Origin of the sequence: Cryobacterium breve, from assembly GCF_004402375.1 — a bacterium.
GTDB classification, from domain to species: Bacteria; Actinomycetota; Actinomycetes; order Actinomycetales; family Microbacteriaceae; genus Cryobacterium; species Cryobacterium breve.
In genome coordinates, this window is the sequence record NZ_SOGJ01000028.1 from 105,346 (window position 1) to 117,349 (window position 12,004).

Genomic DNA, 12,004 nt, shown 5'->3' on the forward strand with positions numbered 1-12,004 from the left:
TGGCTATCTTCCGCGCGTCAGCAGATCCTGGTACTCGGCGTGCAGGTCGATCCAGCGCACGACGTAGGGGCACACCGGCACGACGGTGAGCGTGGTGCGGGTGCGCACGTCGTCGAGCGCCTGCTCGACCAGGATGCCCGCCAACCCTTCGCCCCGGTGCGTCGGGTCCACCTCGACATGCGTGAACAGCACTTCCTGGCCGGCGACCTCGTAGTCGGCGAAACCCACGGTGGTACCGGCGAGCTCCAGCGTGTACCGGGCGAGGGCGGGTTCGTGGCGGAACTCGACCGAGCTCGATTCCTCGGTGGTCGTCTCGGTCGATTCCGTGGTGGATTCCGGGGCCGCAGCGTCTGTTGTCATCCCCTCAGCGTAGGGTGCCTGACACAATGAGGGAATGCCAACCGCGTGGTCTCCCTCCTCATCCAACCGTGTCGTCCACGCGAACAACCTCGACGTGCTCCCGCACCTGCCCGACGGGGCCTTCACGCTCATCTACCTGGACCCGCCGTTCAACACGGGACGCAAGCAGAACCGGCAGAGCACGACGTCGGTTCGAGCGCCGGCACAGGCGGCATCCGTTGCCCTCGGTGCGAGTGCGGCCGGCACCATCACGGGCTTCAAGGGGCAGCGCTACGAGCGGATCAAGGGTGACCTGCTGGGCTACGACGACCAGTTCGAGGACTACTGGGCCTTCCTCGAGCCGCGCCTGATCGAGGCCTGGCGGCTCCTCGCCGACGACGGAACTCTGTACCTGCACCTCGACTATCGCGAGGCGCACTACGCCAAGGTGCTGCTCGATGCTCTGTTCGGCCGGGACTGCTTCCTGAACGAGCTGATCTGGGCCTACGACTACGGCGCGAAGTCGAAGAACCGTTGGCCGACCAAGCACGACACGATCCTGGTCTACGTGAAGAACCCGGCCCGGTATTACTTCGACTCGACCACGGTCGACCGGGAGCCCTACATGGCGCCCGGGCTGGTCACGCCCGAGAAGGTCGCGAAGGGCAAGCTGCCGACGGATGTCTGGTGGCACACCATCGTGTCGCCCACCGGCAAGGAGAAGACCGGGTATCCCACCCAGAAGCCCGTCGGCATCCTGCGCCGCATGATCCAGGCGTCCAGCCGCGAGGGGGACTGGGTGCTCGACTTCTTCGCCGGCAGCGGCACGACCGGCGCCGTCGCCGCAGCCCTCGGCCGCCGGTTCGTGCTGGTGGACCAGAACCCCGAGTCGATCCAAGTCATGCGCTCACGCTTCGCGCTGCTGCCGGAAGTGGAGTTCCTGCCCGAGCTCGAACAGGCACGGTCCCCGCTGCCCGATTTCGCCTCCGACGGGGCCGAGGCAAGACTGGGAGCATGAGACTCCGCATTTTCACCGAACCGCAGCAGGGTGCCACCTACGATGACATCCTGGCCGTGGCCCAGGCCACGGAGACGCTCGGCTTCGACGCGTTCTTCCGCTCCGACCACTACCTCGCCATGGGCGACACGGCATCTGCTCTGCCTGGACCGACGGATGCCTGGACCACCCTGGCCGGTCTCGCTCGGGAGACCCGGCGCATCCGTCTGGGCACCCTGGTTTCGTCGGTGACCTACCGCCCGCCGGGGATCCTCGCGATCCAGGTGGCGCAGGTCGACCAGATGTCCGGCGGGCGGGTCGAGCTCGGCCTCGGCACCGGCTGGTTCGAGCAGGAGCACCTGGCCTACGGCATCCCGTTTCCGGCCAAGCGGTTCGGCATGCTCGAGGAGCAGCTGGAGATCGTGACCGGGCTCTGGGAGACCCCGGTCGGCGACCGCTACAGCTTCGCCGGAAAGCACTACACGCTCGTGGACTCGCCCGCGCTGCCCAAGCCCGTGCAGGCGCGCATCCCGGTGATCGTGGGTGGCGGCGGCGCCAGGCGCACCCCCGCCATGGCGGCTCGTTTCGCCACCGAGTTCAACCTGCCGTTCCCCGAGTTCACGGATGTCCCGGCCAAGTTCGCCGGCGTGCGTGCGGCCTGCGAGACCATCGGCCGTGATCCCCGTGAGCTCGTCTACTCGGCGGCGCTGATCGCCGTCGCGGGCGCCGACGAGGCCGAGTTCGCCCGGCGTGCTGCGGCCGTTGGCCGGGAACCCGCCGAACTGCGGGCGCACGGTGTGGCCGGCACCGCGTCCGAGGTTGTGGACCGGCTCGGCGCCCTCGCCATCGACGGCGTCGAGTGCGTCTACCTGCAGATCATGGACCTGTCCGACCTCGACCACCTGGACTTCCTCGCCCGCGAGGTCATGCCCCAGCTCGCCTGATCGCCGTCCCGCCGCTGCCGTCCCGCCGCGCGCGTGCTGCGCCGCTGCGCTGCCGGCACGCCGCGCGCGTAGCGGCGCAACCCCCGCGGAGTGCCCAGTCCGGCAGAGAGTGCCGTCGCTCCCGACCGACACGGTGTCAGGGTTAGGCGGACTCGCGCAGCACCAACCGGGTCGGCATCAGGGTGCGGTGCGGCATGCTCTCATCGCCGGCGAGGCGGCGCAGCAGGATGTCCGCCATCGCGAAGCCCATCTCCTCGGACGGCTGGCTCACGGTGGTCAACGGCACCGGGCCGCTCACTGCGGCCGGGCTGTCGTCGAACCCGACCATGGCCACGTCCTCGGGCACCGAGCGGCCGTACTCGCGCAGTACGGCAACGGCGCCGGTGGCCATCAGGTCGCTCGCCACGAAGAGCCCGTCGATATCGGGGCATCGCTCGAGCAGTCGGCGGGTGGCTGCCGCACCGCCGGCGGCCGTGAAGTCGGCGAGCTCGACGGCATCCGCGGGCAGCCCGGCCCGCTCGAGAGTGCGCCTGAATCCGGTGAGGCGGTCGATTCCAGCCGGCATGTCCACGGCCCCGGAGATCGAGCCGATGCGACGGCGCCCGATGTCGATCAGGCGCTGGGTGCCCGTCTCGGCACCTGCCGCGTTGTCGACGTCGACGAAGAAGGCGTCGAGGTCGTCGGCGTTCGACGGCCGGCCGCCGAAGACCACCGGCATGGTCGTCTCGAGCTCGGCTACGAAATCGTCACCGGTGTGGTGCGAGATGATGAGGGCGCCGTCGACGTTGCCCGAGCGCAGGTAACGAAGAGTCTTGTGCCGCGGGTCGCTCGAGGCGACGAGCAGGTTGAGCGTGTAGTCGCTCTGGTCGAGGCGGCGGGTGATGCCCTGGACGACCGCTGCGAAATAGGGGTCTCCGAAGAACCGGGTCATGTCCTCGGGCACGACCAAGGCCACGGCCTCGGTCTGCCGACTCGCCAGCGAGCGCGCCGCACGGTTCGGAACGTAGTTGAGCTCGTTGATGGCCTTCGTCACCGAGGTCACGATCTCAGGGCTGACCTTCGTCGACCCGTTCACCACCCGGCTCACGGTGGCCCGGGAGACCCCAGCCACCTCCGCCACCATTTCCAGGGTGGGCTGCGACGGACGCGCCTGGCGCACACTGGTAGTCATGGCGTCAGTCTAATTCGCCGGCGGCCATTGCCATTCCGATCAGGAGATGGCGCGGTTGCGGATGATGTCGGCGTAGGCTCTGCCGCTGTCCTTGACGAAGCGCTCCTGGGTCTCATAGTCGACCCGCACGATGCCGAAGCGCTTCTCATAGCCCCAGGCCCACTCGTAGTTGTCCATCAGCGACCAGTAGAAGTAGCCCTTGACGTCGACACCCTCATCGATCGCGTCGAGGATGGCACCCAGGTGGGCGGTGAGGAATTCAGTGCGTCGGACATCCGGAATGCTGCCGTCCTCGGCGACGACGTCGTCGAAGGCAGCGCCGTTCTCGGTGACGTACAGGCTCGTTCCGGTCGGGGCCGCGTATTCGGTGTTGACGCGCACGAGAAGCTCGCGCAGCCCGTCGGGCTGGATCTCCCACTCCATGGCCGTCAGCGGCAGCCCCTGCGGGTGGTCGAAGACGCCGTCGGCCGCCGGGTACGGCGAGCGGGTGGGGCGGCTGGTCGGCGCCTGCGCCAGCAACGGATGCTCCGCCGGGCGATCGCTGACGAGGTCGCCGTGGTAATAGTTGACGCCGAGCGTGTCGATCGGCTGGTTGATCTGAGCCAGGTCTCCCTCGTGGACGAAATCAGTCAGTCCGAAGGCGGCGACATCCTGGAGCACGTCCTCCGGGTAGGAACCGCGGAATATCGGGTCGAGGAAGATGCGGTTGAACTGCCCGTCGATACGGCGGGCGGCGTCCACGTCTCCGGCCCGGGCAGGGTCGACCGGCTTCGCGACTGTGAGGTTGAGCGTGATGCCCAGCTCGAGGGCGGGATCGCGTTCGCGCAGCGCCTCGACCGCAAGACCGTGGCCCAGAAGCAGGTGGTGCGCGGCGGCCAGGCCGTCCCGGGGGCTCTGGCGCCCGGGGGCGTGAGCGCCGGCGGTATAGCTCAGGAAGGAGGAGCACCACGGCTCGTTGAGGGTCGTCCATACGCCCACGCGGTCACCGAGGGTGTCATGCACCGTGAGTGCGTAGTCACGGAATCGTTCGGCGGTGTCGCGGTTGGCCCAGCCGCCCTTCTCCTCCAGTGCCTGCGGGAGGTCCCAGTGGTAAAGGGTCAGCCACGGCTTGATGTCGGCGCCGAGGAGTTCGTCGACCAGCCGGGAGTAGAAGTCGACGCCTTTGGGGTTGACCGGCCCGCCGTCGGGCCGAACCCGCGACCAGGAGGTGGAGAAACGGTAGGTCTGCAGCCCCAGGTCCTTCATCAGGGCGACGTCGTCCTGATAGCGGTGGTAGTGGTCGCAGGCGACGTCCCCGTTGTCGGCATTGATGACGGCGCCCGGCACGCGGCTGAAGGTGTCCCAGATGGAATCCGTGCGCCCGTCCTCGTGGGCGGCACCCTCGATCTGGTAGGCGGCCGTTGCCGCTCCGAACAGGAATGCGGGCGGGAAGGAGCGAGCGTGAGAGGTCATATCCATATTCTGGTTCACGGTGGAAAGGTTCAGTACCGCGGTCATCCCTTGACCGCGCCCTGCATGATGCCGGCAACCAGCTGCTTGCCCAGGAAGATGAAGACCAGGATCAGCGGGATGATCGACAGGACGACGCCGGCGAGAACGAGGGAGTAGTCCACGTAGAACGCGGCCTGCAACTGCTGCAGCGCCACGGGGAGGGTGGGGTTTCCCGGCCCGAGCACGATGAACGGCCAGAAGAAGTTCGTCCAGGTGCCGATGAAGGTGAAGAGGGCGAGCATCGCAGCGGCTGGTCGGGCGGCCGGGAGGCCGATGTGCCAGAAGCTGCGGATCATCGATGCGCCGTCCATTCGCACTGCCTCGATCAGTTCGTCGGGCAGCGCGTCGCGCAGGTACTGGGTCATCCAGAAGACTCCGAACGCTGTCACCATGGCCGGCGCGATCACGGCCCAGAGGCTGCCCGTCCAGCCAAGCCTCGACATGACGATGAACAGCGGCACGACACCGAGCTGGGTCGGCACGGCCATGGTCGCGATCACGAAGATGAGCAGTCCTTCTCGGCCACGGAATTTGAGCTTTGCGAAGGCGTAGCCGGCGAGGGTCGAGAACATCACGACGGTGAGCGACACCACGGACGACACGATGATGCTGTTGCCGAGGGCCGTCCAGAACGGGATGCTGTCGATGACCGTGGCCGCATTGGCGAAGAAGTTACCGCCCGGAATCCACATCATCCCGTTCTGGTTCAGCGCGGACGCGTCCTGACTGCCGATCAGGAACGACCACCAGATCGGGAAGGCGGAACCGAGGAGAACCGCAATGAGGATGCCGTAGACCCAGAGGGACGGCCGACGGTCGTGGCCGCCGATGATGGTCTTGCTCATGAGATGCCTTTCGCGCGGACACGCAGCTTGCGGTCGGCGGTGCCCGCGATGCGCCGGGTGATGAGGAAGTTGATCACGGCGATAAGGATGATGATCAGGAAGAGAAGCCAGGCGACAGCGGATGCCCGGCCGAAGTTGCGTTGGCCCCAGCCGAGTTCGTAGATGTACAGGGTGAGCGTCTGCCACTGTCGACTGGCGCCACCCTGGCCGAGGTTGTCGAACATGCGTGCCTCGTCGAAGATCTGCAGCCCGCCGATGGTCGAGGTCAAGATGACGAAAATGATGATCGGTCGCAGCAGCGGCAGGGTGATCGACCGGAAGGTGCGCCAGCGGTTGGCGCCGTCGATGATGGCGGCCTCGTAGTAGTCGCGGGGGACTGCTTGCATGGCGGCCAGGAAAATGAGGGCGTTGTAGCCGGTCCAGCGGAAGTTCACCATTGTGGCGATGGCGATATGGCTGGGGATCACGTCGACGTGCCAGCGAATGGGCTCGAGGCCGAGACTCATGATCCCGCTGTTGATGAGGCCGAACTTGTCGCCGAACAGGTCGTTGAAGATCAGCGCCACCGCGACCGGGGCCACGACGTAGGGCAGCAGAACGCCCATGCGCCAGAAGGTCTTGCCGCGTAGGTTGAAGTCGAGAACGGCGGCGATGCCGAGCGCGAGCAGCACCTGAGGGATGCTCGAAAGCAGGAAGATGCTGAACGTGTTGCGGAGGGAGTTCCAGAAGTATCCCTGAGTCAGCACCGTGACGAAGTTGTCCAATCCGACGAAGTCGCCTTGGCCGCCGATGAGGTTCCAGTCGTGCACCGATACCCACGCCGTGTATAGCAGCGGGAAAAGGCCCATGACTGCGAAGACGATGAAGAACGGGGAGATGTAGAGGTACGGCGAGAAGCGCACGTCCCAGCGGCTGAGTTTATGGCTAAGGGCGATGCGGCGGATGCTGCGGGCATTCACCTCGGCGGCGGCGGCGGTAGTCATGGACAGTCCTTCGGTGGTTGAGCTTGTCTAAACCCGGGGGTCGGACCGGTCGAGACCAGAGGGTCTCGACCGGTCAACCGGTGAATGGTGCTGTTTAGCCGAGCGATTCGACGTCAGTGGTGAACTGCGCCCACGACTCGTCGGGCGTCATCGATCCGTCTTCGACGCGAGTGAGCGCCTGCTGCATGGCGTCGTTGATCGCGAAGTAGAACTCGCCCTTGAACGGGGTCACGTCGACCGCAGCGGCGCGGTTGGCGAGGATCTCACCGGTCGGCGCGTCGTTGAAGAACTCGTTCGTGGCGCCGAGGAGTTCGTCACTCGCGAGAGCGTCGACCTGGCTCGGGAAGGTGCCCTTGGACTCGAACGCCTTGAGCTGCTGCTCCGGGGCGGTCAGCCAGGCGGCGAGCTTCTGCGCCTCGACCTGGTTCTTGGACTGCTCGGGAACGGTCAGGTACGAGCCGCCCCAGTTGCCGCCGCCGCCCGGGAACGTGTCGGCGATGTCCCAGCCGGCGACGCCTTCAGCGTTGCCGGAGATCACGCCGAGCATCCAGCCGGGGCAGAGCATGGTGGCGAAGCCGTCGTTCTGGAAGCTGGCGGTCCAGTCGTCGCTCCACTGGCCGAGTTTTGCCGACAGGGTGCCGCTGGCTGCGAGCACGCTCGTGTAGGCCTCCTTCACCTCCGGGTTCTCGGTGGCGATGATGGTGCCGTCTTCTTCTTCGTAGGCGTTGGGGATCTGGTTGACGACGCCCTGCCAGGTGGCTCCGGCCGAGTCGAACCACGGCACGTTCGTGCCGGCAGCAGCGAACTTCTCTCCGGCTGCGTAGTAGCTCTCCCAGCTGCCGCCGAGGAGGGTGGCGACCTCGGCGCGATCGGTCGGGAGACCGGCCGCGGCGAACAGGTCGGAGCGGTAGCAGACGCCCTCCGGACCGATGTCGGTGCCGTAGGCGATCAGGCGGCCGTCGGCATCCGTGGCGGCGTCGGACTTCCAGTCCAGCCAGCGGCCCTCGACCTCGTCGGAGGTGAGGTCGACGAACTGGTCGGAGTACTGCAGCAGTTCGGGCAGCCAGTCGACCTCGATGGCCTCGACATCGCTCAGGCCGCTGCCGGCGGCGAGGCGGGTCGTGAGGTTGTCGCGGGCCTCGTTGGTCGTGGCGGCCTTCTTGTGCGTGATGGTGACGTTCGGGTTGGTCTTCTCGTACTCGGCGAAGAGGTCCTCGTAGCCGAATTCGTTGAAGGTGGCGACGGTCAGCTTGACGTTCTTGTCTGTCGACTGCCCGGTTCCGCCACCGGCTGAACAGCCGGACATGAGCAATGCGAAGGATGCTGCTCCGGCGACGGTTACTGCAAGTGTGCTGCGTGGGAAACGCTTCACGGTCACTCCCTTGTGTGCGTGCTGATGGGTGGATGCGAAACCGCTCTCATCAGTTCTGTGAGAGCGCTCTCACGTGTTGGTGATCACGCTAGTGCGCGGATTGGTCGTTTGTCAAAAGAGCGCTCTCATATGGTGCTCGAGACGGGGCGGAGGCGGAGGCGACTGGTCGGCCGCCGCCCCGGTTTGGTCAGATTCCGGTGTGCTCCGGCACGGTCACCGTGAGAGAGCGCACCCGGCCGTCGCGGCGGAAGACGCTCGCGCTCACGTCGGCGTCGAGCGCGCCGCCCGTCTCGGTCACCTGAGTGCCGCCCGCCAGGGATGCGACCACTTCGAGCGGGCCGCCCCGGCGGAACACGACGGGGACCTGGCAGAACGTGAACGCCAGCGCTCCCGCGGGCAGCTCGACGCTCTGCTGCTCACCGGTGACGTCCCGATAGGTGAACGTGCCGGGCGTCGTGGTCCACTCGCCGGCCCGGAGCAAAATGGGCCGGAGCCGGATGCGACCGTCCTCGACCCGCAAGCCGAGCTCGCCCAACCGGGTGAGCACCTCCTCCTTGACCTGCCCGGTCATGCCCGGCTGCCGGGCGCCGTGACCGGCGGGCGTATGCGAGTAGGGATCGGTGGGAAACGCGCCGTAGGTCAGCGGGTCCTTGCGGTAGCCGATGCCGGCCCGCACATCCTCGTACGCCGCCTTCAGCCCAGAGATCGCCGTCTCATCCGCCTGCTCGACGACGGCCCGTTCGAGTGTCTCCTGCACCGCGAGAAGCAGCTTCGAGACCATGTGCCAGTAGATGCTGCCGAGACCCTCGTAAGCGAAGAACGAGCCGGAGCGCCCGGTGAATTCAGCATGCCGGAAGACCTCCTCGAAGATGGCGAGTAGTTCTGCCCGGTCCTGTTCCACGGCGTGATGCAGGGCAGGGTCGGCGCTGAGCCGGTCCAGCGCCTCCGACACGCCCCCGGCGTTTCGGATGTGGGCGGCAAAGTGCAGGTCTCCCTGGACATCGCGCACGACGATGCTGCGGTCGCCGGACGCGGCGAGGCGCAGGGCGAGAGGGCAGTCGGCGGCGCGTGTGGTGCTGAAGGTGTTCCGAGCGAGGAAGGACGGCAGTTCCTTGTCGGGATAGAGGATATAACTGTGCTGGTCGGCGCGGTACAGCCGGCTCGTGCGCAGGGCGCGGAGCAGGTCCAAGGACGTCTCCGGACTGAGCAGGCCGGATGAGAGGATGGCGACCTGGCCCTCGAGCATCTCCGCGAGCCGTCGCACGTCGGCGGTATCGCCTTCGAGGTGCAGCACGTTGTAGGAGTGCACGAGCCCGTCGCCCCGCCGGTTGGCCCGCAGGCCGGACTCGACGAAGCGCCGTGCCAGATCCAGCAACTCGGCGACGTCTTCAGCGGCGACCGTGGACCGGTCGCCGCCGAACCCGGCGTAGACCTGCTCCCGGTAGCTGGTCCCTGCCTCGCCCAGCCCGTCCATGACGGTCTTGCGGCGAGTGGGATCGAAACCGGTTGCCAGGGCATCCGTGTGCTCGAAAAGCACGTCGCGCACCGCGGTGAGCAGTCCGGCGAGCTCGCTCGAGAGCTCGACGTCGACCGACAGGAGGCCCTGCATGAAGACCACATAGCGGCGCAGGTAGGCGAGCGTGACCACCGACAGGCCCCGGCCGACGAGCGCGTTGTTGGCGTCATTCCATTCCGGGCGCTGGGTCGTCATCCAGATGCCGCCGTCCGGCACCAGGTTGACGAGCTTGGCCAGCAGCAGCAGCAGCACCTTCTCGGCCAGCGTCACCCGAACGAGGTCGCCGTCGGCGCCGTGCACGAGGCGGCCGTCCGACCCCTCTGCGGCGACCCGCCGGGTGATCGTTCGCTGCCGCTCGTCGTCGAAGGTGATGGTGTTGTACGGGTCGGAGAGGATGTCAGCGTACGCGGCGATCCGGTACGGCACGTCGGCGTGCGTGAAGGCCGCCCGGTTGACGAGGGCGTCGAGGCGCCCCGGGTGGAAGCGGTGCGAGGTTTCGAGCAGTTTGAGTAGGTAGATGATCTGATGGTCGCTCCAGTAGCCGATGTTGGCCCACGGGTCCTCGGGCTCCGGAATCTCCCAGTCAATACCCTCGCGTGAGATCCGGTACGGGTTGTAGCCGTCGGCGGTGGTGGCGTCGAGGAAAATCGTGATCATCGACTCCACGTATTCGGGAAACGACCAGGCCAGCGCTTCCCAGTTCTGGAAGATGTCCCTCCAATTGCCCTGATATTCCAGGCGACGGATGCCGCGCTCGTCGTTCAGCACGATTCGGAATTGGTTCCACGGCCGGCTCGGATCGCCGTGCCGGCGGCTGAACGTGAGCGGCAGGTATTCCGTGGCAAGGCGCCACAGGTCAACATCGCCGTGCGCCTGCATGATGGCGATGAGCTCGTCGGCTCGCAGCCGCTCGGGCAGGGCCTCCAGCACTGCGGCGCAGCGCCTGGCCGTCGCCTGGCTCCGCTGGGAGATGAACGCCCGCACGTCGCTCGACTCCACCGTGTAGCCTTCGGCGGGAACGCCACCCCGCATGGTGTTGAAGAGCACATTGGCGGTGTGGTGGATGGTCGCCAGCTCGTCACCGGTGTGCTGGGCAGCGTCGGTGGCCCCGAGGATCGTCTCCAGGTCGGACCGGGTGCCGGAGATATCGGCCGCCAGCTCCTCGGCGAGGGCGAGCGGATCGCGAAGCTTCGCACGCAGGCCCACGACATCGGCCGCGTCCTGGTTGACGTCGGCGACGATCTGCCAGCGGACAGTGCTGCCGGGGGCCATCGTGATCCGGGTGCGCACGAGGTAGGCGCCGCGCTGCCCGCGGACATCCGTCTCGCCGGTGATGCCCCTGCCCCGGGCGAAGGCGGAGACCTGGCTGGTCGAGAGCAGGTGCTCGGCGTTGTTCAGCCCGACCTGCCAGGCCACGTTGGCCTGTAGCGACTCGCTGGGCTCGGCGAGGTCGGAGAGCGTCGCGCTCAGTGTCAACAGGCCGAGGCCCGTCGACGGGTCGAGCTCGGCGCGCTTGTAGGCGTCGAGCAGCACGCTCAACTCGTTCTGCGTCTTCTTGCCCGCCCCGGCGGGAAGGATGTTCACCAGGCCGTCGAGGAGGTCGACGTCGAGGGGCTCTGCGGGATGGGACTGCCGGGTGTCGGCCAGCGAGGTGAGGGCGCAGCCGCGCACGACGCCGAAGCGGGCGCTGGTCTGCCAGGTCACGCGCAGGCGCAGGCCGAGATCCGGACGGGTCTCCTCGAAGACCAGAGTCGTGCCGAGGGCGTCCTTGTAGAGCGTGCGTTGCACGTGCTCATCGCCCGGGCGCAGCTCTGCGAACGGCTGCCAATGAGTGCTGGTGCCGTCGGGGCGTCGGACGAGCAGCACGCTCAATCCGCCGGTGCGCCCGGCGCTCTCGGTGACCTTGTCGTCGGTGTAATACGGGAACAGAGCCCGGTCGGCGTCGACGCGGCCCGCCGTCAGACCGCCCGTGCTCGAGATGAAGAGCCAGACGTCGCTCGCGCCGACGAGGGTCATGAAGAACGGGGGCATCTGGTCGTAGGCCTCGATCCGGTAGAACCGGCGCCCGTCCAGATCCACCGGTCCACCCCGAACAGAGCCCTCCGCGGGGTCGAGCGGGATCTCGCCCCGGTCGGTGTGCTGAATGATGGGCTCGAGGGACATGGGATCCTCCATTGAATTCACCCCGACGGATGTTCCGGCGGGATTGGGCTTCCCGGGTCACCGAGAGAGCGCTCTCACAGCATTTCAGACATCCGTCGCGCATTCAAGCTGCCGCTCTCCAGACGAGCATGCCCCGAGGTGACTCAGTGCGTGATGGTCCAGGCGCCGTTGGTTCGGTTCGCC

Annotated in this window: 9 protein-coding genes; 2 read left to right on the forward strand and 7 right to left on the reverse strand. The window is 67.2% G+C overall.

Annotated features, from left to right (window positions below; translation table 11 throughout):
- Nucleotides 1-3 precede the first annotated feature (3 nt).
- The gene (locus E3O65_RS13990) at nucleotides 4-360 is read right to left on the reverse strand and encodes a GNAT family N-acetyltransferase (protein ID WP_134364344.1); all 357 of its coding nucleotides are present in this window, start codon (nucleotides 358-360) and stop codon (nucleotides 4-6) included.
- A 34-nt stretch (nucleotides 361-394) separates the two neighbouring features.
- Here E3O65_RS13990 and E3O65_RS13995 point away from each other — a divergent pair, with 34 nt between their 5' ends.
- The gene (locus E3O65_RS13995; protein ID WP_134364345.1) at nucleotides 395-1,357 is read left to right on the forward strand and encodes a DNA-methyltransferase; all 963 of its coding nucleotides are present in this window, start codon (nucleotides 395-397) and stop codon (nucleotides 1,355-1,357) included.
- Nucleotides 1,354-2,280, forward strand: coding sequence for an LLM class F420-dependent oxidoreductase (locus tag E3O65_RS14000; protein ID WP_134364346.1), 927 nt, complete (start codon nucleotides 1,354-1,356; stop codon nucleotides 2,278-2,280). The genes E3O65_RS13995 and E3O65_RS14000 overlap by 4 nt, the downstream gene beginning before the upstream one ends.
- A gap of 142 nt (nucleotides 2,281-2,422) precedes the next feature.
- Here the strand turns inward: E3O65_RS14000 and E3O65_RS14005 are convergent, their stop codons facing one another.
- From E3O65_RS14005 to E3O65_RS14030, 6 genes are all read right to left on the reverse strand, one after another.
- Nucleotides 2,423-3,451, reverse strand: coding sequence for a LacI family DNA-binding transcriptional regulator (locus E3O65_RS14005; protein WP_134364347.1), 1,029 nt, complete (start codon nucleotides 3,449-3,451; stop codon nucleotides 2,423-2,425).
- A 39-nt stretch (nucleotides 3,452-3,490) separates the two neighbouring features.
- Nucleotides 3,491-4,903: a GH1 family beta-glucosidase gene (locus E3O65_RS14010; RefSeq protein ID WP_134364348.1), complete on the reverse strand. Its 1,413-nt coding sequence runs from the start codon at nucleotides 4,901-4,903 to the stop codon at nucleotides 3,491-3,493.
- A gap of 41 nt (nucleotides 4,904-4,944) precedes the next feature.
- Nucleotides 4,945-5,787, reverse strand: a complete 843-nt coding sequence (locus tag E3O65_RS14015; RefSeq protein WP_134364349.1) for a carbohydrate ABC transporter permease — start codon at nucleotides 5,785-5,787, stop codon at nucleotides 4,945-4,947.
- Entirely contained in the window at nucleotides 5,784-6,770 is a 987-nt protein-coding gene (locus E3O65_RS14020) for a carbohydrate ABC transporter permease (protein ID WP_134364350.1), read from the reverse strand. The genes E3O65_RS14015 and E3O65_RS14020 overlap by 4 nt, the downstream gene beginning before the upstream one ends.
- A gap of 94 nt (nucleotides 6,771-6,864) precedes the next feature.
- Nucleotides 6,865-8,076, reverse strand: coding sequence for an ABC transporter substrate-binding protein (locus tag E3O65_RS14025; protein WP_134364403.1), 1,212 nt, complete (start codon nucleotides 8,074-8,076; stop codon nucleotides 6,865-6,867).
- 253 nt (nucleotides 8,077-8,329) lie between these two features.
- Nucleotides 8,330-11,821 carry a hypothetical protein gene (locus E3O65_RS14030; RefSeq protein WP_134364351.1) on the reverse strand — a complete coding sequence of 1,164 codons (3,492 nt, stop codon included), beginning with the start codon at nucleotides 11,819-11,821 and terminating at the stop codon, nucleotides 8,330-8,332.
- Between the last annotated feature and the right edge of the window lie 183 nt (nucleotides 11,822-12,004).